Here is a 21,035-nt window from a genome sequence, read left to right as displayed (position 1 = left end):
GGGGGCCCCCCGGGGGGGGGGGGGGGCCCCCCCCCCCCCCCCGCGCCGGGTGTCAGGACCGTCGCAGCCGCAGCGTCGCGATCTGGAAGGGGCGCAGGGACATCGAGCCGTCGCGGTCGGTCAGCGCCCGCGGCTCGTCGAGCGGCCGCTCGAGGAGGTCGGTCTCGACGACCTCGGTCGTCCCGAACCCGGCGACGAGCCGGGCCGACGCCCGGCCGCCGTGCGCCTCGTAGAGCCGGACGACGACGTCGCCGCTGCGGTCCTCGGCGAGCTTGACCGCCTCGACGACGACACCCGGGTCGCCCTCGAGCCGGACGAGCGGCGCCGGGGCGGCCGCGCCCCGGACCGAGCGCACCGGCAGGTTCGCCCGGTAGCCCTCGACGACGGCCTCGGCGACCTCGGCCCCGACGACGAGCCCCGCCCGCAGGCGGTGGTGGCCCTGGTCGGCCTCGGGGTCGGGGTAGACCGGCGCGCGCAGGAGTGAGAGCCGGACGGTCGTCGTCGTGCCGGGACTGGCCTCGGCGTCGCCGCGCGAGGTCCGACCGACGTCGTGGCCGTACGTCGAGTCGTTGACGACCGCGACGCCGTAGCCCGGCTCGCCGACGTGCACCCAGCGGTGCGCGCAGGTCTCGAAGCGCGCGGCGTCCCACGAGGTGTTCGTGTGCGTGGGGCGCAGGACGTGGCCGAACTGGATCTCCGAGGCCGCCCGGTCGGCGTGGACGTCGAGCGGGAAGGCGAGCTTGAGCAGCTTCTGCCGCTCGTGCCAGTCGACGTCGAGCTCGACGTCGACGACCCGGCTGCCGGCCCGCAGCGCCAGCACCTGCTCGACCCGGGAGGAGCCGAACCGGCGGACGACGCGCACGGCGACCCGCTCCGGCCCCTTCTCGACGAGCTCGACGAGCTCGGCGTCGACGAGGTCGGTCGTGTGCCGGCGGTAGTGCTCGTCGACGTCCCACGCGTCCCACTGCGTCGGGGTGTCGCGGTGCAGCTGGAGCAGGGCGCCGCGGCTGCCCGGTGCGAGGACCTCGCGGCCCCCGGCGGCGAGGTCGCGGACCGACGCGAGCAGCCCGTCGCGGTCGACGACGAGGCGCACGAGCCCGTTGTCGACGACCCACCCGCCGGTGTCGGGGTCGGGGGAGTCCTCGACGCCGACCGGGGTCTCCGGTCCCGAGCCGTCGAGGACCGCCGCGCCGAGGGCGGTGACCCCGTCGCGGTCGTGCGGCGCCGCGTTGAAGACGACCTCGTGCTCGCCCTCGCCCGCGAGAGCGGCCAGGGCGTCGTCGACGAGGGTCTCGAGCTCGGTCGCCACCCGCTCGTAGTTGGCCTCGGCCTCGCGGTGCACCCAGGCGATGGACGAGCCGGGCAGGATGTCGTGGAACTGCTGGAGCAGCACCGTGTGCCACGCCTGCTCGAGCGCGTCATAGGGGTACTCGGCGCCCGTCGCCACCGCCGCCGTCGCCGCCCACAGCTCGGCCTCGCGCAGGAGGTGCTCGCTGCGGCGGTTGCCCCGCTTGGTGCGCGCCTGCGAGGTGTACGTGCCGCGGTGGAACTCGAGGTACATCTCGCCGCTCCACACGGGGGCGTCCGGGTAGGCCGCCTCCGCGCGGCGGAAGAAGTCGTGCGGGTCACCCAGTTCGACCCGCGGGGACCCCTCGAGGTCGCGGGTGCGCGCAGCGGCCGCGAGCATCTCGCGGGTGGGACCCCCGCCGCCGTCGCCGTACCCGAAGGGCAGCAGCGAGAGGTCGGTCCGGCCCTTCTCCGAGAAGTTGCGCTCGGCGCGCGCGAGGTCGGCCGCCGAGACGTCCGAGTTGTAGGTGTCGGCCGGCGGGAAGTGGGTGAAGACCCGGGACCCGTCGATGCCCTCCCACCAGAAGGTGTGGTGCGGCATCCGGTTGGTCTCGTTCCACGACGGCTTCTGGGTGAGGAACCACCGGGCGCCGGCCGCGAGGGCGATCTGCGGCATCGCCGCCGTGTAGCCGAACGAGTCGGGCAGCCAGACGTCCTCCGGCTCCACCCCGAGCTCCTCGAGGAAGAAGCGCTTGCCGGCGACGAACTGGCGGGCCAGCGCCTCGCCCCCGGGCATGTTCGTGTCGGACTCGACCCACATGCCGCCGACCGGCACGAACCGACCCTCGCGCACGCGCTCCTTGATCCGCTCGAAGAGCTCGGGCTGGCTGTCGCGCACCCAGGCGTACTGCTGCGCCGAGGAGCACGCGAACACGAGGTCGGGGTCCTCGTCCATGAGGGCGAGGACGTTGGAGAACGTCCGGGCGCACTTGCGCGCGGTCTCGCGGGTCGGCCAGAGCCAGGCCGAGTCGATGTGCGCGTGTCCGACGGCGACGACGCGGTGCGCGCTGGCGTCCGCCCCTGCGTCGAGCGCGGGGCGCAGGGCGGCGCGGCCGGCCGCCGCGGTGCCGGCGACGTCGTCGGGGTCGACCGCGTCGACGGCGTCCTCGAGCGCCTTGAGGGCGCCCGCGCGGCGGCTGCCCGCGGGCAGCTCGGCGACGAGGCCGCGCAGCGCCGTGACGTCCTGGAGCAGCTCCCACACCTCGACGTCGACCTCGGCGAGGGCCACCCCGTCGTAGCGGTAGCGCGGCTCCCGCCCGGCCGTGGCGAGGTCACCGAGCGGGGTCGGCTCGAAGGTGAAGGAGCCGGCACCGGCGACGTCCGGGTTGGACGACGCCTCGAGCAGCACCTCGACGGCGTGCCCGTCCGCGGAGGCCGCCGCGAGCGGCAGGTACCGGTTGCGCGGGTGCAGGCCCTTGATGACGGTGCCGTCGGGGCGGTAGGCCGTCGCCTCGGCCTGGAAGCCGGGGTGGTCCTCGGAGTAGCCGAGGTCGGCGACGACCTCGACACGCGTGCCGTCACCGCCCCAGCCCTCGGGGACGGTGCCGGTGGCGCGGAACCACGTGGTGCCCCACGGGCGGCCCCAGCGGGTGCCGGGGGAGACGGGCTCGAACGCGGAGGCGGCGGCCTCGGCGAAGGGGACGGGCTCGCCGGGAGCCTCCCACCACTCGACGGTGAGGGGGGTGCGGCGGCGGTGGAGGCCGGAGACGAGGCGCTCCCGCACGAAGCGGTCGACGCGCATCTCGACGAGGTGGCTGTTGTCGTGCACGGGTGGTGGTTTCCTCTCAACCCTTGACGGAGCCGGCGAGGGCGAACGAGCCGCCTCCGAGGCGTTGGACGACGAGGTACAGGACGAGCACGGGCAGGGAGTACAGGACGGAGAAGGCGGCGAGCTGCCCGTAGGCCACCGCTCCGTTGGTGCCGAAGAACGTGTAGATCGACACGGCCGCAGGCTGTTTCGCCGGGTCGAGCAGGAGCACGAACGGGACGAAGAAGTTCCCCCACGCCTGCGTGAACACGAAGATGAAGACGACCGCCATGCCGGGGCGCATGAGCGGGACGACGACCCGCCACAACGCCTGCATCGAGCTCGCCCCGTCGACCCACGCGGCCTCCTCGAGCGAGACCGGCACCGAGTCCATGAAGTTCTTCGTCATCCAGACCGCCATCGGCAGCGCCGTCGCGGAGAGGAAGAGGACCGTGCCGGGCACCGAGTCGAGCAGGCCGAGCGTGACGAAGAGGGCGTAGACCGGCACCATCACCGCGGTGATGGGCAGGCAGCTGCCGAAGAGGATCGTGTGGAGGAACGCCCGGTTGAACCGCATCCTGTACCGCGACAGCGGGTACGCCGACAGGGTCGCGACGAGGACGACGATGACCGCCGTCGCGCCCGAGACGACGAGCGAGTTGAGCAGTGGCCGGAAGGTCAGCTCCGGGGTGAGGACGTCGCGGTAGTTCTGCAGCGTCGGCTCCTCCGGCACCGAGACCGACACCGTGGCGCTCGGGTTGAGCGACGCGAGGAGGATCCAGGCGAGCGGCACGAGGAACGCCACGCCGACGACGACGAGCGCGAGCCCGGCGGCGAGGCGCGGGCCCTTGGTGCGGGCCGGGGCCGCGGGGCTCACCCGGGGGCGCCGGGGCGGGCGGGTCGCGGCCGGCGGGACCGGCACGGCGGCGGTGGGCGACGGCGTGGTGGTGGGTGTCGTCATGAGTCGACCTCCGGCTTGAGCACCTTGACGTAGACGACGGCGAAGAGCGCGCCGACCATGAGCGTCACCGTGGCGATGGCCGTGCCGTAGCCGACCTGCGCGAACTTGAACGCCTGCTGGAAGGCGAGGATGGGCAGCGTCGAGCTCTGCGTGCCGGGGCCGCCGCCGGTCATCACCCAGATGAGGGTGAAGACGCCGAGGGTCTGCAGCGTCGTGAGCATCATGTTCGTCGCGATGGCGCGACGGACCATCGGCAGCGTGATCCGCGTGAAGCGCTGCCACCACCCGGCCCCGTCGATCTCCGCGGCCTCGGTGAGGTCCGGGGCCACCTCGGCGAGGGCGGCGGAGTAGACCATCATCGAGAACGCCGTGCCGCGCCAGACGTTGGCGAGGATCACCGTGAGCAGCGGGAACGTGATGAGCCAGGTCGGCCCGTCGAGGCCGAGCCAGCCGATCATCTCGTTGAGCGTGCCGTCGGTGGCGAAGAACGCGTAGAGGGTGAACGCGGCGACGATCTCGGGCAGCACCCACGCCGTGACGACGAGGGAGCTGACGACCGAGCCGAGCCGCTTCGGCCCGTTGCGCACGAGCAGCGCGAGGGCCATCCCGAGGACGTTCTGGCCGACGATCGCGGAGCCGACGACGAAGACGAGGGTGAGCCAGACCGACTTCCAGAACTGGCCGCTGGTGAACAGCTGGGTGTAGTTGTCGAGCCCGACGAACTCGGGGGCGACGGCGCGGTAGCCCGAGAGGGCCGCGTTGGTCAGCGAGCCGTAGAGGGCGTACCCGATGGGGCCGACGAGGAATATCCCCATGAGGACGACCCCGGGCGCGAGGGGGAGGAGACGCAGGAGGGTGCGCCGGCCGCCGGTGGCGGCACCCCGCCCCGGGCCGCCGCGGGGGCGGCGGCTCGGGGCGGGTGCGAGGGCGGTGCTCACCTCAGCCGCCCTGGACCTTGTCCTGGCCGACGATGCCGACCAGCCCCTCGTCGTAGGTCTTCGCCGCCTCGTCGGGCGTCGCCGACCCGGTGGCGACGGACTCCGCCGCGACCTGGATGTTGCCGGAGATCTGGGAGTAGTCCGGGGTCGCCGGGCGGAAGTGCGTCGTCGGCACGAGCGAGGAGAAGAACTCGAACGACGGGTTGTACGAGGTGTACGCGTCGTCCGAGGCGACGTCCTTGCGGACCGCGATCTGGCTGTTCTCGGTGTCGTACTTGAGCGAGTTCTCGCGGTTGAGCGCGACCTTGATGAAGTCGAACGCCGCGTTCTTGTCCTTCGCGTTGGCGCCGACCGACAGCAGCCAGCCGCCGGACATCGACACCGAGCCGGGGGCCTGGCCGTTCTGGGTCGGCATCGGGGCGAAGCCGATGGTGTCCTCCCAGCCCTTCCAGGCGTTGTCGCCCTCGATCCACTGGCCGGGCAGCCACGAGCCGTCGAGCGCGATGGCCAGCTCGCCCTTGGGCAGCATCTCGGTCGCGACGCGCGAGCCGACCGTGGCGTCGAGCGCGACGTCGAGGGCCGGGGCGAGCTTCTCGCCGAAGATGGTCTGGTAGAAGCCGAGCGTGTCCTTGAAGCCCTGCGAGCCGGTGACCCACTTCTGGCTCGAGTCGTCGTACAGCGTGCTGTCGGTGCCGTAGAGCAGCATCTCGAAGCCCTGCATCGACGTGGCCTCGCCGGCGGCCTTGCCCGCGTAGACGTTGATCGGCGTGACGCCCGGGGCCTTCTGCTTGATGGTGCGGGCGGCGCTGAGGACGTCGTCCCAGGTCTTCGGCTGCCAGTCGGTCGGCAGGCCGGCCTTCTCGAAGATGTCCTTGTTGTAGAACAGCGCACGGGTGTCGGTGCCCATCGAGACGCCGTAGGTCTTCTTGTCGTCGCCGAGGCCGGCCTGCTTGGCGACGTCGTCGAACTGGCTCCAGTCCGACCACCCGGCGAGCTGCTCGTCGATGGGGGCGAGGTAGCCGGCGGCGGCGTCGCTGCGGACCTGGAAGCTGTCCTCGTAGATGACGTCGGGGGCGGTGGAGGGCGAGCGGTTCATCAGCGCGAGCTTGGTGAAGTACTGGTCCTGCTCGGCCTCGATCGCGGTGAGCTTGACCTTCTTGCCGGGGTTGGCGGCCTCGTACTCCGAGGCGGCCTTCTTGAGGACGGCGTCGAGCTGCGTGAACTGCGCCGTGCGCTGGTAGGCGACCGTGATCGTGTTCGTGTCGCCGGACCCGGACGAGGAGCCCGAGCCGCAACCGGCGAGGACGATCCCGAGGGAGAGGGCGGCGGCACCGAGGGCCGCAGGACGGGTGCGCTGCATCGGGGGGTCCCTTCGCGTTCGCGGGTCACCGTTGACCCGGCTTGCGAGGTTTATACATCAAATGGACTAACTGCCGTCAAGGGGGATCCGGGGTTCGTGGACACGGAATCTCGACAGGTGGACGCCGGTGAGCGGGGGTGTCAGTCGACGAGGAGGGCGGAGGATCGCGCGCTGAAGGCGTGGTCGAGGACGGTGCTCGCGGCGCCCACCGCGGCGACGTCGGGGCCGAGGACGGTGCCGCGCACCGCGATCGGGTGGATGGCCGCACCGACCGCGCGGTCGCGGACGAGCCCGGGGACGTGGGTGAGGAAGGTGGGGGAGAGCCGGGCCCAGAGCGGACCGCCGAAGACGACCTGGTCGGCGTCGAGGACGTCGACGAGGTCGGTCACCGACTTGGCGACGTGCCGGGCCCAGTCCTCGAGGAGGGCGAGGGCGCGGCTGTCGCCGGCGTCGGCGAGGTCGCAGAAGGCGTCGAAGGCGACGAGGACGGAGGCGCCGGGGTGGAGGGGGTCGCCGGCCGGCGGGGGCACGGTGGGCCCGTCCGGGTCCGTGAGGTCGGGCGCGGCGGGGTCGAGGTCCCAGTGCCCGATGCCCTCGCGGACCGCGCGCCGGACGACCTGGCCCGGCGCGCAGACCTCGCCGAGGCAGCCGCCGAGACCGCACCAGCAGGACGGGCCGGTGGCGCCGGTGCCGAGGTGGCCGACCTCGCCGGCGTTGCCCGACGCCCCGCGCAGCACCTCGCCGCCGACGACGAGACCGGCGCCGACTCCGGTGCCGAGGTAGAGGAAGACCGCGGTCGCGCCGGGGCCCAGACCACCGGCCCAGACCTCGCCGACGGCGGCGGCGACGACGTCCTTGTCGAGCAGCACCGGCAGGCCGGTCGCGTCGGCGAGGGTGTCGCGCACCGCGACCCGCTCCCAGCCGGGCAGGTTCGGGGGGCGGACGAGCGCGCCGGCGTCCCGGTCGACCGGACCGGGGGCGGCGACGCCGAGCCCGACGAGCCGTCCGGGGTCGATGCCCGAGCCCGCGACGAGGCGGTCGACGTCCTCGACGACGTCGCGCAGGACCTCGTCCGGGTCGGCGCCCGGGCGCAGGGCGCGGGCGGAGCGGGCGACCGGCTGCCCGGTGAGGTCGAGGAGGACGTGGCTGACGACGGCCGGGTCGAGGTGGACGCCGACGGCGTAGCGGCCCGAGGGCTGGAGGCGCAGGAGGGTGCGCGGCTTGCCGGGACCCGAGGCCCGGCGGCCGGCCTCGACGACGAGGTCGTCGTCGAGGAGGCGGCGGCAGATGTTCGAGACGGCCTGGGGGGAGAGGCCCGTCGCGGACGCCAGCTCGACCCGGCTCAGGCCCTCCGGATGGTGGCGGATCGCCTCGAGGACGACGACCTGGTTGTAGCCCCCGACGCGGGGCAGGTTGGAGCCCCGGCGGATGGTCGGGGGCGCGGGCACGCCCGTCATCGTCGCACGTGGGCGCCCGGGCTGGGCAGCCATCCCGTCCACGCGCACGCGGCCGCGGCCCCTGTCGGTGCCGGGGCCTACCGTGGAGGCATGCGCCCCACCACCGAGCTCCAGCGCCGCGTCGCGCCGTTCGAGGTCGTCTCCGAGTACTCGCCCGCCGGCGACCAGCCGAAGGCCATCGAGGAGCTCGCCCGCCGCATCAAGGCCGGCGAGCAGGACGTCGTCCTCCTCGGCGCCACCGGTACCGGCAAGTCGGCCACCACCGCGTGGCTCGTCGAGCAGGTGCAGCGCCCCACGCTCGTCATGGCGCCCAACAAGACGCTCGCCGCGCAGCTGGCCAACGAGTTCCGGGAGCTGTTGCCGCACAACGCCGTCGAGTACTTCGTCAGCTACTACGACTACTACCAGCCCGAGGCGTACGTCCCGCAGAGCGACACCTACATCGAGAAGGACTCCTCGATCAACGAGGAGGTCGAGCGGCTGCGGCACAGCGCCACCAACAGCCTGCTGACCCGCCGCGACGTCATCGTCGTCGCGTCCGTCTCGTGCATCTACGGCCTCGGCACGCCGCAGGAGTACGTCGACCGGATGGTCCCCCTGCGCGTCGGCGACGAGGTCAACCGCGACGACCTGCTGCGCAAGTTCGTCCACATGCAGTACACCCGCAACGACCTCGCCTTCACCCGCGGCACCTTCCGGGTCCGCGGCGACACCGTCGAGATCATCCCGGTCTACGAGGAGCACGCCGTCCGCATCGAGTTCTTCGGCGACGAGGTCGAGGCGCTCTACACGCTCAACCCGCTGACCGGCGAGGTCGTGCGCGAGGAGCAGGAGATGTACGTCTTCCCCGCCTCGCACTACGTCGCCGGCCCGGACCGGATGGAGCGGGCGATCGCCGGCATCGAGCGCGAGCTCGAGGACCAGCTGGCGAACTTCGAGCGGCAGGGCAAGCTGCTCGAGGCGCAGCGGCTGCGGATGCGCACGACCTACGACATCGAGATGATGCGCCAGATCGGGTCGTGCTCGGGCATCGAGAACTACTCGATGCACATCGACGGCCGCTCGCCGGGCTCGGCGCCGAACTGCCTCCTCGACTACTTCCCGGAGGACTTCCTCCTCGTCATCGACGAGTCGCACCAGACCGTGCCGCAGATCGGCGCGATGTACGAGGGCGACGCCTCGCGCAAGCGCACCCTCGTCGACCACGGCTTCCGCCTGCCGTCGGCGATGGACAACCGGCCGCTGAAGTGGGAGGAGTTCCTCGAGCGGATCGGGCAGACCGTCTACCTGTCGGCGACCCCGGGCGACTACGAGCTGGCCAAGAGCGACGGCTTCGTCGAGCAGGTCATCCGCCCGACCGGGCTGGTCGACCCCGAGGTGATCATGAAGCCGACGAAGGGGCAGATCGACGACCTGCTCCACGAGATCCGGCTGCGCACCGAGAAGAACGAGCGCGTCCTCGTCACGACCCTGACGAAGAAGATGGCCGAGGACCTCACCGACTACCTCCTCGACAAGGGAGTGCGAGTTCGGTACCTGCACAGCGATATCGACACGCTGCGCCGCGTCGAGCTGCTGCGCGAGCTGCGGATGGGGGAGTACGACGTCCTCGTCGGCATCAACCTCCTGCGCGAGGGTCTCGACCTGCCGGAGGTGTCGCTCGTCGCGATCCTCGACGCCGACAAGGAGGGCTTCCTCCGCTCGACCCGCAGCCTCATCCAGACGATCGGCCGCGCGGCGCGCAACGTGTCGGGCCAGGTGCACATGTACGCCGACAAGGTCACCCCCTCGATGCGCGACGCCGTCGAGGAGACCACGCGTCGGCGCGAGAAGCAGGTCGCGTACAACCTCGAGCACGGGGTCGACCCGCAGCCGCTGCGCAAGCGGATCGCCGACATCACCGACATGCTCCAGCGCGAGGACGCCGACACCCAGGAGCTCCTCGGCTCCGGGCGGGCGCGGTCGCGCGGCAAGGCCGACGGTGGTCGTGGCCGCGGCGCGGTGGCGGCCGACGCGGACGCCGCGATGGGCACGCAGCGCGGCAAGGACCTGCCGGCGAGCGAGCTGGCCGGTCTCATCCAGGAGCTCTCCACGCAGATGCACCAGGCGGCCGGCGACCTGCACTTCGAGCTCGCCGCCCGGCTGCGCGACGAGATCGGCGACCTCAAGAAGGAGCTGCGGCAGATGAGCGAGGCGACGCGCTAGTCCGAGCCACTGGCGCTGGGCCCAGCCGCCGAGCGAGACGAGCAAGGCCACCCGCCGGAGGGCGGGTGGCCTCGTCGTCCGCTCGACCGGATCAGCCGGCGAGGTCGCGGCTGCGCTGCTGCACGCCCATCTCGCCGTAGGGGTAGTCGGTCGCCTCCAGGTCGCTCGCCGCGTCGAGCGCCGCGTTCTCCTCGGCCGTCAGCTCGACGTCGACGGAGCGGAGGTTGGCCCGCAGCTGCTCGGTGGTGCGCGCGCCGAGGATCGTCGAGGTGACGGCCGGGCGGTTGGTCACCCACGAGAGGGCGACCTCGGCCATCGAGACGCCGCGTGCCTGCGCGACCTGCTCGACGGCCTCGATGATCCGCCACGTGCGGTCGGTGCCCCGGCGGTCGTAGGCCTCCATCCCGCGGTTCGGGTCGTCGCCGAGGCGGGTGTCGCCGGTCGGTCGCTGGTCGCGGGTGTACTTGCCCGACAGCCAGCCGCCGCCGAGGGGGCTCCAGGGGAGCAGGCCCATCCCGGCGTCGAGCACGGCGGGGACGATCTCCCACTCGATCTCGCGGACGATGAGGCTGTACTGCGGCTGGAGGGTCACCGGCGGGCGCACCCCGAGGGCCCGGGCGGTGTGGACCAGCTTGGTCAGCTCCCAGCCGGTGAAGTTGGAGAGGCCGTAGTAGCGGATCTTGCCCGCCTGCACGAACCCGTCGAGTGTCCGCAGGGTCTCCTCCATCGGCGTGTGCTCGTCGGAGGCGTGCACCTGGTAGAGGTCGACCGAGTCGACGCCGAGCCGGTCGAGGGACGCGTCGAGCGCGCGGGTCAGGTGCCGGGCCGAGAGGCCGCTGCTGTTGGGACCCTCCTCGAGGGCGAAGCGGCCCTTCGTCGCGAGGACGACCCGATCGGTGACGTCCTTCGGGCGGTCCTTGAGCCAGCGGCCGATGATCTCCTCGGACACTCCGCCGGAGTACACGTTCGCGGTGTCGACGAGCGTGCCTCCCGCCTCGAGGAAGACGTCGAGCTGCTCGTGCGAGCCGGCCTCGTCCGTCTCCGTCCCGAAGGTCATCGTGCCGAGGCAGAGCTCGGAGACCGCGGTTCCACTGTTGCCCAGTCGTCGGTAGCGCATGCGTTCGACCCTAGACCGGGGCCAGCCGCGTGACGGGCCCGCGATGCCGACGGACCTGGCCCATCCGCTGCCCGCCTCCGCTCCCGTGCAGGAATCGCCGAATGTGTCGATTCCTGCACGCCCTCCCCGTCCGCCGGTCAGCGCTCCGGGGGAATCTCGGCCGAGAGGCCGCTGTACCACCGCACGACACCGGCGACGACGAGCAGGAGTACGCCCGACACGAGAATCGCTCCCTCCCACGACATCCCGCCGAAGCCGGCGAAGAACCCGACGAACACGGCGCACAGGCCGACGGCGGCCGCAGCGGCCGAGAACGAGAACCCCATGCGGGCACCCTAAGGGTGTTCGAGCGGGTTCGGGACGCGGTGCTGGGGTTCGGTGGTGCGGGTGGCGCCGTCGGGTCCGTGCCAGGTGACGGTGCCGTCGGGGGCGAGGTGGGGTCGCCAGCGTCCTTGTTGCTTGAAGCGGTGGTGTCGTCGGCAGAGGTCTGCCAGCCCGGTGGGGGTGGTCTGGCCGGTGGGCCAGGGCCTCACGTGGTCGAGGTCGCAGTGTTCGGCGGGTCTGGTGCAGCCCCACATCCGGCACGTCCCGTCCCGGGTCTTCACGAACTCGGCGATGGCCTTGGGGGGTTTGTACGCGGCGGTGGTGAGGGAGGCCAGGGTGCCGGTGTCGGCCTCGAGGACCGCGCGGGCGACCTCGAACGGCAGCAGCTTGAGGAGGTTGGCGAGGGTGGCGGGGTCGACCCAGCCCAGACCGGGCAGCTGCGTCCCGGACACCGCGTACCCGGGCGTGACCTCGGCCTGCAGGACGCTGCGGTCGCTCGGGTCGTCTGCGGGTTCCTCCAGCCACGACAGCTCCTCGCGGGACGTCGGGTCGAGGTCGCCGTACCGGACGACCTCCCCGGTGGTGGCGTCGATGACCGTCTCGTCGTCGTCCCACTTCACCCGGAACCACGTCCCGCACTGCTCCTCGGGTGCGGGACGGTCGCTCACCACCGGCACGCCGAGGGTGACCTGCGCCGAGACCTTGACGTTGCGCAGCACGAGGTCGGCCAGCGCGTCCGCCCGCGACTCCGGCACCGAGAGGGCCTCGTCGACCTGCCGGTAGTCCCCGGCCAGCTCCTCCACCGCCGCCCACATCGCCGAGGACGTCGCCGTCGGCAACGAGGCGAACCAGTCCGTCAGACCGTCCTCGCCCGGGCACACCTCCACCCGGCGCCCCTTGCGCGTCCGCGCCACGTGCGCCGCGACCTGGTCGGCCGCCACCCGCGTCGCCACCCTGCGCGCCTCACTGGTGACACGGGAGGGATCCATCCCCGCCAGCCGCGGCGCCAGGTCCGCATCGACCCGCACACACGCCTCCACGTCCAAACCCGCGCACGCGTCGACGACCTTCTGCACGTTAACCACCGCGACCGCACCCTCGATCAGCAGGTCACGCACCTGCGGGAACCGCTCACCCAGCGCGGCCCCCAGCGCCGCCTTCCGACCCGCGACCCCCTCGGTCAGACCCGTCGCCAATGACATTCGCGTCGCGGCCATCGCGTCGACGAACCCCACCGGGTGCACCCGCTCCCACGACCCCGACCGCACCGTCGTCTCCACCCGCGCACCCCACGCACCTGCCACCGCCGTGGCCCCCTCGGCCGCGTTCACGACACCCTGCAGCTCCCCCGCGAGCGCGAACGCCTCCTCCGACGACAGCGAGTGACCACCCTCGACCAGCTCGGCCCCCAGCCGCGCACACTCCTCGCGCAGCGCCGCGATGCGGCGGGAGAGGGTCTCGGTGTCCATGCCTCAGTGTACCGAACATCTGTTCGACGGACAAGGGTTGAGACGCCCCTGTGGACAACGAAAGTGCCTGCACCCCAGGCCTGTTCGAGCGCCAACCGCGACCGGCCGGCGCACGCCCTCACCCGGTGTTCTGCAGCCCCGCCGCCAGCCCGTTGACGGTCAGCAGGAGCGGCCGGTGCCACTCCGACCCCTCGTCCTCGCCGGTCGCCCGCAGCTCACCGAGCCCGCGCAGGAGCAGGTGGCTGAGCATGTCGACGAACGGCCGACGCAGCCCGACCGCGGTGTACAGGTGGGGCTTCCGCTCGAGCATCTCGTCCTGCCCGAGCAGCTCCAGCACCATCCGCCGGGTCAGGGCGAGCTCGTCGAGCACCTGGGTCGCGAGCTCCGGCCGCCCGCCGAGGGTGAGGAACGCGGCCGCAAGGTCGTCGTCGGTCTTGGCCAGGCTCATCTCGGCGACGTCGACGAGCGCCGCGAACACCGGCCACTCGCGGTAGGCCTGCCGCGCCTCGTCGAGGTCGCCGAGCGCGGCCAGTCCGCTGCCGAGGCCGTACCAGCCGGGCAGGTTGACCCGCGTCATCGACCACGCGAACACCCACGGGATGGCGCGGAGGTCGTCGAGGCTGCGCCCCGACTCCGAGCCGCTGCGCCTCGACGGGCGTGACCCGAGCCGCAGGTCGGCCAGGAGGTCGAGCGGGCTCGACATCGCGAAGAAGTCCGCGAAGCCCGGCTGCTCCACCAGCGAGCGGAACGCCGTCCGGCTCGCCTCTGCCACAGCGGAACCCACCGCGTCGAACCGCCCGGCAGCCTCGTCGCGCGCGGCGACGTGCTCCGGCGCGTCGGTCAGCAGCACGGCCGATGCGACCCGCTCGAGGTGCTGCTCGGCGATGCGCACGTCGGCGTACCGGGCGAAGATCACCTCGCCCTGCTCGGTCACCTTGAACCGCCCGTCGACCGAGCCCGTCGGCTGCGCCGCGATGGCCCGGTGCAGCGGACCGCCACCACGCCCGAGCGACCCGCCACGACCGTGGAACAGCGTCAGCTCGACCCCGTGCCGCCGGGCCCACGCGACCAGCCCGACCTGCGCGCGGTGCAGCGCGAGGGTGGCCGCCGCCGGACCCACGTCCTTGGCCGAGTCGGAGTAGCCGAGCATCACCTCGACCTGCCGATCGACGCCCTCGAGCCACGTCGCCGTCGACGGCAACGCGACCCACTCCTCGAGCGTGTGGTCGGCGGCGTCGAGGTCGGCCCCGGTCTCGAAGAGGGGGACGACGTCGAGGGCGAGCGGGCGCGACCCGACGGCGAGCCGGGCCAGCGCCCGCACGGCGACGAGGTCGGCGGCCGACTGGCTGAACGAGACGACGTACCGGCCGCAGCTGCGCCGGCCCCACCGCTGCTGGAGCCAGGCCATGACGCGCAGGGTGTCGAGCACCTCGCGGGTCCGCTCGCCGGGAGCCCCGACGAGCTCGGGCCAGCCGTCGACCGCGAGCCGGTCCAGCAGCGCGGGGTCGGTGGCGGCGGCCTCGGGGTCGGTCGGCCGGGCGTCGTCCGGCAGGAGCCCGAGCGCCTCGACGAGCGCGGCCCGGTGGACCGCCGAGTGCTGCCGCACCTCGAGCTCCGCGAGGTGGAACCCGAACGTCTGCACCATCCACACGACGTCCTGCAGCTCGCCGTGGGCCGTGCGCGCGTCGCCCGCCGCGACGAGCGAGTCCTGGACGAGGGCGAGGTCGGCCAGCGCCTCCTCGGGCGAGCCGTACGCGACACCGGCCCGCTCGTCCCGCGTCGCGGCCAGGCGGGCCGCGACGACGAGCAGCTTCTGCCGGTGCGGCTCGTTGGGGGAGTCCTTGGTCACCTCGGCGAGCAGGCGTGGGTGGGCGGCGGCGTCGTTGGCGAGGGCGTCGCGCAGCGCCGCCGTCGGGGGCGTTGACTCCTCGTCGACCGTGATCATCCGCGCGACCCGGTCGACGGCGTCGTGCAGGATCTCGAGCGCCTGGTCGGCGTGGGCGCGGACCGTCTCGCGCGTCACCTCGGCGGTGACGAACGGGTTGCCGTCGCGGTCGCCGCCGACCCAGGACCCGAACCGCACGATGGGCGGGAGCGGTGTGTCGGAGGGCCGCTCGTCGCCACCGAAGGCCGCCTCGACCGCGCGCTGGAACCGCGGCACGGCGTGGATGAGCGACTGCCTGAAGACCGTGAGCACCGTCTTCACCTCGTCGGCCGGCGTCGGCCGGGTGATGCGCAGCGTCGACGTGCGCTGGAGGATGTCGATGTCCTCGAGCATCCGGCGCCGCGCACGGGCCCGCTCCGAGGGGCCCGAGCCCGGGTCGGCGTGCGTGTCGAGGTGCTCGGCGATGCGGCGCAGCGCCGACGCCACCGCCCGGCGGCGCGCCTCGGTCGGGTGGGCGGTCAGCACGGGGTGGATGCGCATCCGCTCCAGGCGCGCCCGGGCGTCCGGACCCGCCGCGGCGACGGCCGGCCCGATGTCGCCGGTGTCGCTGCCGCCGCCGTACTCGCCGTCCTCGCGACGCAGGGACCGGGCCCGGTGGCGCTCCTCGGCGAGGTTGGTCAGGTGCAGGTGCACGGTCAGCAGGCGCGCGAGCCGCGACGTCGTGTCCGGGTCGAGGGCCGCCACGAGCGCCGCGGGGTCGCCGTCCTCCTCGCCCCGGCAGCGCCGCTCGAGGGCGTCGGTCAGCTCGAGGAGGTCCGCGCGTCCGGACTCCTCGACCACCTGCCGGTGCAGGCTCGTCAGCAGGGAGAGGTCGTCGAGCATGCTGGCCATGGCCGCCAGCCTAGGAGCGCGCGGACGTGGCGCAACGGGGCGTCCACCCACCGTTACGCTGGCGCGGTGCTTCCCGCCCTGCTGCCCGCCGCCACCAGCGACCTCGACCTCGCCCCCTGGGTCTGGTGGGTGACGATCGGCGTCGCCGTCGCCGTCCTCGCCTTCGACATCGCGGTGATCGCCCGCCGCCCGCACCGCCCGTCGACCAAGGAGCTCGTGTCGGCCTTGGCGGTCTACGTCGGCGCCGCGGTCCTCTTCGGCCTCGGGCTCTGGTTCACCGCCGGGGGCCAGATCGCCGGCGAGTTCTTCGCGGGCTGGCTGACCGAGTACTCGCTGTCGGTCGACAACCTCTTCATCTTCATCCTCATCATGGCGAGCTTCCGGGTGCCGGAGAAGTACCAGCAGTTCGCGCTCATGGTCGGCATCGTCATCGCGATCGTCCTGCGCGGCATCTTCATCGCCGTCGGCGCGGCCGCCATCGACCGGTTCAGCTGGGTCTTCTACATCTTCGGCGCGTTCCTCGTGTACACGGCGTGGAAGCTGGCCAGCGGCGGCGAGACCGACGACGACGAGTACGAGCAGAACCGCTTCATGCGCCTGGTGTCCAAGCGCTTCCCGGCGAGCGAGGACTACGACGGCACGAAGCTCTTCACCCGGCAGAACGGCAGTCGCCTCGCCACCCCGCTCTTCTTCGTCATCGTCGCCCTCGGCACGACCGACCTGCTCTTCGCGCTCGACTCGATCCCCGCGATCTACGGTCTCACCGACGAGCCGTACCTTGTCCTCGTCGCCAACCTCTTCGCCCTCATGGGTCTGCGGCAGCTGTACTTCCTCATCGGCGGCCTGCTCAAGAAGCTCATCTACCTCAGCTACGGCCTCGCCGTGCTGCTCGCCTTCATCGGCGTCAAGCTCATCCTCCACGCCCTCCACGAGAACGAGCTCGGGTTCATCAACGGCGGCGAGAAGGTGCCGGTCCCCGAGATCCCGATCGCCGTCTCGCTCGGCGCGATCGTCGTCATCCTCGGTGTCACGACCGTGCTCAGCCTCTGGCGCACCCGGCGCCACCCTGAGCTCGTCGAGGACTGACCTCCGGCCCGGTCCGGCGGCTCAGGCGGCCTGCGCCTCGGCGGGGTCCTTGCGCGCCCCGAGCCCGAGGACGAGGGCCGACGCGCCGACGACGAGCGCCATCCCGACGAGCTGGCTCGGCGCGAGCCGCTGGCCGAGCACGACCAGCCCCGCGACCGCGGCGGCGGCCGGCTCGAGGCTCAGCAGGATGCCGAAGACCTGCGCGCGCAGCCGGCGCAGGGCCAGCAGCTCGAGCGAGTAGGGCAGCACCGACGACAGCACCGCGATACCGAGTCCCTTGAGCAGCGCCTCGCCGGTCCACGACGGGACGCTCGTGATGCCGAGCGGCAGCGTGACGAGGGTGGCGACGACCATCGCGAGCGCCAGGCCCTCGAGCTTCGGGAACGCCGCACCGGTGCGCCCGGACAGGACGATGTAGGCCGCCCAGAAACCGCCGGCGGCCAGGGCGAGCAGGATGCCGGTCCACTCCAGCTCGGCGAACGGCACCTCGAGCGCCTCGGAGATGAGCACGACGCCCGCCGCGGCCGCGAGCACCCCGAGGGCGTCGACGACGCGCCGCGAGAGCACCGCCGCCAGCGTCAGCGGACCGATGAACTCGATGGTCACCGCGACGCCGATCGGCAGGTGCGCCAGCGACTGGTAGAAGGTGTAGTTCATGAGGCCGAGCGCCACGCCGAAGGCCGCGACGGTGGCCCAGGCGCGCCGGGTGTGCCCGCGCCAGCGCGGCCGGACGAAGGCCAGCAGCAGGGCGGTCGCGAAGAGCAGCCGCATGACGACCGACCCGCCGGCGCCGATGACCGGCACGAGGGTCTGCGCCAGCGCCCCGCCGAACTGGACGGACACGACCCCCGCGAGGACGAGCAGGGGAGCGGGTACCCGGTCGGCGGCGGTCGTCACCGCTGCAGGCTAGCCATCACCATCCGCGCTCGCGCCACTCGTCCAGGTGCGGCCGCTCCGCCCCGAGCGTCGAGTCGCCGCCGTGCCCCGGGTAGAACCACGTCTGGTCGTCGTAGACGCCGAAGATGCGCTCGGTGACGTCGCCGTAGAGGGCGTCGAAGTCCTGGCCCTCGTTCTTCGTGTTGCCGACGCCGCCGGGGAAGAGGGTGTCGCCGGTGAAGAGGTGGGTCACCCCGTCTGGTGCGCGCCAGGCCAGTGCGACCGAGCCGGGGGTGTGGCCGCGCAGGTGCACGACGTCGAGCTCGAGCTCGCCGACGCGCAGCGTGTCGCCCTGTCGCAGACGGACGTCCGGGGCCAGCGGCAGCGCGTCCGCGTCGTCCTCACCGGCGTAGGTGCGGGCACCGGTGGCGCGGGCGACGTCCTCCAGCGCCCGCACGTGGTCCCAGTGCTGGTGCGTCGTCACGAGGTGGTCGAGGCGCCCGGTGCCCTCGGCCACGAGCGCGAGGCAGCGGTCGGGGTCGTCCGCGGCGTCGACCATCAGCTGCTCGCCGGTGGCCGTGCAGGTGAGGAGGTAGACGTTGTTGTGCATGTCCGAGACCGACATCTTGCGCAGGGTCGCGGGGCCGAGCTCGCGCACGTCGCTCGGGCCGCCGGGGGTCACGTCGCCGGTGTAGGCCATGGTCATCGTCCGTCCGGGAGTCGGGGCAGGGGGTCGGCGGAGACACCGTCGGTGAGGCCGCGGGCGAGCCACCCGAGGAGCGCGGCGCGGCTGCCGGTCACCGAGGTCGTGCCCAGGCCGATGGTCCACTCCTCGCCCTCGTCCGAGCGCAGCGTGACGTCCGGGGCGTCGTCGAGGGTGCGCAGGCGCTCGGCCTCCTCGTCGAGGAAGGCCAGCAGGAGCTCGGGCTCGAGGTCGGCGAAGCCGAAGCCGGCGTCGAGGTCGACGTGGTGCCACGTCACCTCGCGCAGCCGCATCATCGGGACGTCGGCTGCGGTGCCGCGCACGTCGCAGGGGGTGCGCTCGAGCGCGTGCCCGGCGTGCTCCGGGCCCAGGCGCGGGGCCTCGGCGGCGTACGCGGCGGCCGTGCGCTCGAGGTCGTCGGCGAGCTCGGCGGGGGAGCGCCCCGCGCCCTCGTCGATGTCGGCGTTGCGCTGCTCCCGGCTCGCGTACATCGTCTCGCGGGTGCCGTCGACGGCCGAGCGCACGAGCCGCGCCAGCCCGTCGGCGTTGCGCGCGACGTGGGTGACGACGTGCCCGCGGGTCCACCCCTCGCAGAGCGTCGGGCCGGCCGCGTCGGGCAGGGCCCGCGTCGTGGCCACGAGCCGGGCGGTGTGCGCGTCGACGTACTGGGCGGGGTCGATCCGGGTGCCGGTCATGCCGCCGACGCTACCGCCGCCCGGCCTGCGCGTCGGCCTCCGCGATCGCGATGGCCGCGTGGACGAGCGCGAGGTGCGAGAACGCCTGCGGGAAGTTGCCGACGAGCCGGTCGGTCGACGGGTCGTACTCCTCCGAGAGCAGGCCGAGGTCGTTGCGGATGCCGAGCAGCCGGTCCATCAGCGTGTGCGCGTCGTCGACCCGGCCGCACCGGGCGTAGGCCCCGGCGAGCCAGAACGAGCAGGCGAGGAACGGGTTCTCGTCGCCGCTCAGCCCGTCGACGCCGCTCTCGGTGCGGTAGCGCAGGACGAAGCCGTCACGCAGCAGGTCCTCCTCGACGGCCCGCACGGTGCCCAGCACGCGCTCGTCGTCGGCCGGCAGGAAGCCGACGGTGGGGATGAGCAGCAGTGCCGCGTCCACCTCGCGGGTGCCGTAGTGCTGGACGAAGGTGCCGCGCTCGGTGTCGAACCCCTTCTCGAGCACCTCGGTGTGGACGCGGTCGCGCAGGGCGCGCCAGCGCTCGACGTCGCCCTCGTGGCCGTCCTCCTCGACCGCCCGGACGGCCCGGTCGAAGGCGGCCCAGACCATGACCCGCGAGTGCGTGAAGTGCTGCGGCTCGCCCCGGATCTCCCAGAGGCCGTTGTCGCTCTGGTCCCAGTGGTCCGCGAGGTCGTCGACGAGGGCCTTCTGCACGGCCCACGACTCGTGCGACTCGCTGACGCCGAGGCGCCGGGCCTCGTCGAGCGCGATCATCACCTCGCCGAGGACGTCGCTCTGGCGCTGGTCGACCGCCGCGTTGCCGACCCGCACCGGCCGCGAGCCCTCGTAGCCGGGCAGGTGGTCGAGCGTGCGCTCGGGCAGCTCGCGGCTGCCGTCGACGGCGTACATGATCTGGAGGTCGGCCGGGTCGCCGGCGACCGCCCGCACGAGCCAGTCGCGCCACAGCCGCGTCTCGTCGACGTAGCCGCAGGCGAGCAGCGCCTCGAGGGTGAGCGAGGCGTCGCGCAGCCAGCAGTACCGGTAGTCCCAGTTGCGCTCGCCGCCGACGTCCTCGGGCAGGCTCGTCGTCGGGGCGGCGACGATGCCGCCGCGCAGCTCGTCGGTGAGCAGGCGCAGGACGAGCAACGAGCGGGTGACCGCGTCGCGGTAGGGCCCCTCGTGGGTGTGCCGTGCGGCCCAGTCGTCGAACCGCCGCACGGTGTCGTCGACGCGGCTCGGCACGTCGAGCGCGCCGGGGACCTCGCACCACGACGGCACCCAGGTCATCGCGAACTCGTAGCGCTCGCCCGCGCGGACCGTGAACTCGTCCCGGTGGTGGTGGTCGGTGGGCTCGGGCAGCCGGTCGCCGCGCAGCACGAGCATGTCCGGGCCCGCGATGGCGCGGATGACCGTGACGCCGTCGCAGTCCTCGGTGCGCGACACCCAGGGCAGGACCTTGCCGTACCCCGTCCGCACGACCCACTCGTGGAGCATCGGCACCTCGCCCTCGAGGCCCTCGACGATGCGCACGAGGTCGGCGCGACCGTCGCCGAACGGCATGAGGTCGGTCACACGCACCCGCCCCGTCGCGGTCTCGTGGACGGTGTCGAGGACGAAGCTGTTCTCGCGGTAGGCGCGCGTCGCCGTCGCCTCGTCGACCGGCCCGAGGAACCAGCGGCCGTGGTCGTCGGTCCCGAGGACGGCCGCGAAACAGGCGGGGGAGTCGAAGCGGGGGAGGCAGAGCCAGTCGACGGCGCCGTGCCGGCTGACGAGGGCCGCGCCCTCGGTGTCCCCGAGGAGGGCGTACTCGGCGATGGGGGTGCTCACCCCGTCGACCCTAGATGTACCCGGCCATCAGGTTGGTGACAGGCGGCTGGTCGGTGGGAGTCCGCCGAGGGCGGTGTGGCGTCGCTGAGTGTTGTACAGCTCGAGCCAGGGGGCAAGGGCGTCGGCGCGGGCTTGGTTGCTGGTGAAGACCTGCCGGTAGGCCCATTCGG

16 protein-coding genes are annotated in these 21,035 nt (G+C 73.0%); 2 read left to right on the top strand and 14 right to left on the bottom strand.

Annotated features, from left to right (window positions below; all coding sequences use genetic code 11):
• Positions 1–52: 52 nt before the first annotated feature.
• The 5 genes from KMZ30_RS15640 to KMZ30_RS15620 form a co-directional block, all read right to left on the bottom strand.
• Positions 53–3,115 carry an alpha-mannosidase gene (locus KMZ30_RS15640; protein ID WP_215513724.1) on the bottom strand — a complete coding sequence of 1,021 codons (3,063 nt, stop codon included), beginning with the start codon at positions 3,113–3,115 and terminating at the stop codon, positions 53–55.
• 16 nt (positions 3,116–3,131) lie between these two features.
• Positions 3,132–4,055: a carbohydrate ABC transporter permease gene (locus KMZ30_RS15635; protein WP_215513725.1), complete on the bottom strand. Its 924-nt coding sequence runs from the start codon at positions 4,053–4,055 to the stop codon at positions 3,132–3,134.
• Positions 4,052–4,993, bottom strand: coding sequence for a carbohydrate ABC transporter permease (locus KMZ30_RS15630; RefSeq protein ID WP_372447524.1), 942 nt, complete (start codon positions 4,991–4,993; stop codon positions 4,052–4,054). Before KMZ30_RS15630 ends, KMZ30_RS15635 begins: the two co-directional genes overlap by 4 nt.
• 1 nt (position 4,994) lies before the next feature.
• Positions 4,995–6,353 carry an extracellular solute-binding protein gene (locus tag KMZ30_RS15625; protein WP_215513726.1) on the bottom strand — a complete coding sequence of 453 codons (1,359 nt, stop codon included), beginning with the start codon at positions 6,351–6,353 and terminating at the stop codon, positions 4,995–4,997.
• Positions 6,354–6,493: 140 nt separating this feature from the next.
• Positions 6,494–7,810 (bottom strand): ROK family transcriptional regulator, encoded by a 1,317-nt coding sequence (locus KMZ30_RS15620; RefSeq protein WP_215513727.1) that lies wholly within the window; start codon positions 7,808–7,810, stop codon positions 6,494–6,496.
• 90 nt (positions 7,811–7,900) lie between these two features.
• Between KMZ30_RS15620 and uvrB the strand changes: the two genes are divergently transcribed.
• Positions 7,901–10,015, top strand: coding sequence for an excinuclease ABC subunit UvrB (uvrB, locus tag KMZ30_RS15615; protein ID WP_215513728.1), 2,115 nt, complete (start codon positions 7,901–7,903; stop codon positions 10,013–10,015).
• Between the two features lie 91 nt (positions 10,016–10,106).
• Here uvrB and KMZ30_RS15610 read toward each other — a convergent pair whose 3' ends face one another.
• The 4 genes from KMZ30_RS15610 to KMZ30_RS15595 form a co-directional block, all read right to left on the bottom strand.
• Positions 10,107–11,132 (bottom strand): aldo/keto reductase, encoded by a 1,026-nt coding sequence (locus KMZ30_RS15610; protein ID WP_215513729.1) that lies wholly within the window; start codon positions 11,130–11,132, stop codon positions 10,107–10,109.
• Positions 11,133–11,269: 137 nt separating this feature from the next.
• Entirely contained in the window at positions 11,270–11,458 is a 189-nt protein-coding gene (locus KMZ30_RS15605) for a hypothetical protein (protein WP_215513730.1), read from the bottom strand.
• Between the two features lie 9 nt (positions 11,459–11,467).
• Positions 11,468–12,925 (bottom strand): HNH endonuclease, encoded by a 1,458-nt coding sequence (locus KMZ30_RS15600; RefSeq protein WP_215520061.1) that lies wholly within the window; start codon positions 12,923–12,925, stop codon positions 11,468–11,470.
• Between the two features lie 118 nt (positions 12,926–13,043).
• Entirely contained in the window at positions 13,044–15,701 is a 2,658-nt protein-coding gene (locus KMZ30_RS15595; protein WP_215513732.1) for a phosphoenolpyruvate carboxylase, read from the bottom strand.
• Between the two features lie 66 nt (positions 15,702–15,767).
• Here KMZ30_RS15595 and KMZ30_RS15590 point away from each other — a divergent pair, with 66 nt between their 5' ends.
• Entirely contained in the window at positions 15,768–16,787 is a 1,020-nt protein-coding gene (locus KMZ30_RS15590; RefSeq protein WP_308279822.1) for a TerC family protein, read from the top strand.
• Between the two features lie 21 nt (positions 16,788–16,808).
• On the opposite strand, the gene KMZ30_RS15585 is transcribed toward KMZ30_RS15590, so the two are convergent.
• From KMZ30_RS15585 to KMZ30_RS15565, 5 genes are all read right to left on the bottom strand, one after another.
• Entirely contained in the window at positions 16,809–17,684 is an 876-nt protein-coding gene (locus KMZ30_RS15585) for an EamA family transporter (protein WP_215513733.1), read from the bottom strand.
• A gap of 16 nt (positions 17,685–17,700) precedes the next feature.
• A complete protein-coding gene (locus KMZ30_RS15580; protein ID WP_215513734.1) occupies positions 17,701–18,363 on the bottom strand; it encodes an MBL fold metallo-hydrolase in 663 nt (220 codons plus the stop codon).
• A 2-nt stretch (positions 18,364–18,365) separates the two neighbouring features.
• Complete coding sequence (locus KMZ30_RS15575) at positions 18,366–19,061, bottom strand: maleylpyruvate isomerase family mycothiol-dependent enzyme (protein WP_215513735.1); 696 nt, start codon at positions 19,059–19,061, stop codon at positions 18,366–18,368.
• A 10-nt stretch (positions 19,062–19,071) separates the two neighbouring features.
• Positions 19,072–20,865 carry a glycoside hydrolase family 15 protein gene (locus tag KMZ30_RS15570; RefSeq protein ID WP_215513736.1) on the bottom strand — a complete coding sequence of 598 codons (1,794 nt, stop codon included), beginning with the start codon at positions 20,863–20,865 and terminating at the stop codon, positions 19,072–19,074.
• 27 nt (positions 20,866–20,892) lie between these two features.
• The coding region (locus KMZ30_RS15565; RefSeq protein ID WP_215512587.1) for an integrase core domain-containing protein at positions 20,893–21,035 on the bottom strand (143 nt) is incomplete at its 5' end.

It is taken from the genome of Phycicoccus mangrovi (assembly GCF_018729305.1).
Taxonomy (GTDB): Bacteria; Actinomycetota; Actinomycetes; order Actinomycetales; family Dermatophilaceae; genus Phycicoccus; species Phycicoccus jejuensis.
The sequence above is the reverse complement of the archived record's forward strand: the minus strand, read 5'-3'. Positions and strand labels throughout refer to the sequence as shown.

What these genes read in the sequence shown, in the direction of transcription:
- uvrB (WP_215513728.1), top strand. Translation starts at nt 7,901, where the DNA reads ATGCGCCCCACCACCGAGCTCCAGCGCCGCGTCGCGCCGTTCGAGGTC.
- KMZ30_RS15580 (WP_215513734.1), bottom strand. Translation starts at nt 18,363, where the DNA reads ATGGCCTACACCGGCGACGTGACCCCCGGCGGCCCGAGCGACGTGCGC.
- KMZ30_RS15605 (WP_215513730.1), bottom strand. Translation starts at nt 11,458, where the DNA reads ATGGGGTTCTCGTTCTCGGCCGCTGCGGCCGCCGTCGGCCTGTGCGCC.
- KMZ30_RS15620 (WP_215513727.1), bottom strand. Translation starts at nt 7,810, where the DNA reads ATGACGGGCGTGCCCGCGCCCCCGACCATCCGCCGGGGCTCCAACCTG.
- KMZ30_RS15575 (WP_215513735.1), bottom strand. Translation starts at nt 19,061, where the DNA reads ATGACCGGCACCCGGATCGACCCCGCCCAGTACGTCGACGCGCACACC.
- KMZ30_RS15625 (WP_215513726.1), bottom strand. Translation starts at nt 6,353, where the DNA reads ATGCAGCGCACCCGTCCTGCGGCCCTCGGTGCCGCCGCCCTCTCCCTC.
- KMZ30_RS15595 (WP_215513732.1), bottom strand. Translation starts at nt 15,701, where the DNA reads ATGGCCAGCATGCTCGACGACCTCTCCCTGCTGACGAGCCTGCACCGG.
- KMZ30_RS15635 (WP_215513725.1), bottom strand. Translation starts at nt 4,055, where the DNA reads ATGACGACACCCACCACCACGCCGTCGCCCACCGCCGCCGTGCCGGTC.
- KMZ30_RS15610 (WP_215513729.1), bottom strand. Translation starts at nt 11,132, where the DNA reads ATGCGCTACCGACGACTGGGCAACAGTGGAACCGCGGTCTCCGAGCTC.
- KMZ30_RS15600 (WP_215520061.1), bottom strand. Translation starts at nt 12,925, where the DNA reads ATGGACACCGAGACCCTCTCCCGCCGCATCGCGGCGCTGCGCGAGGAG.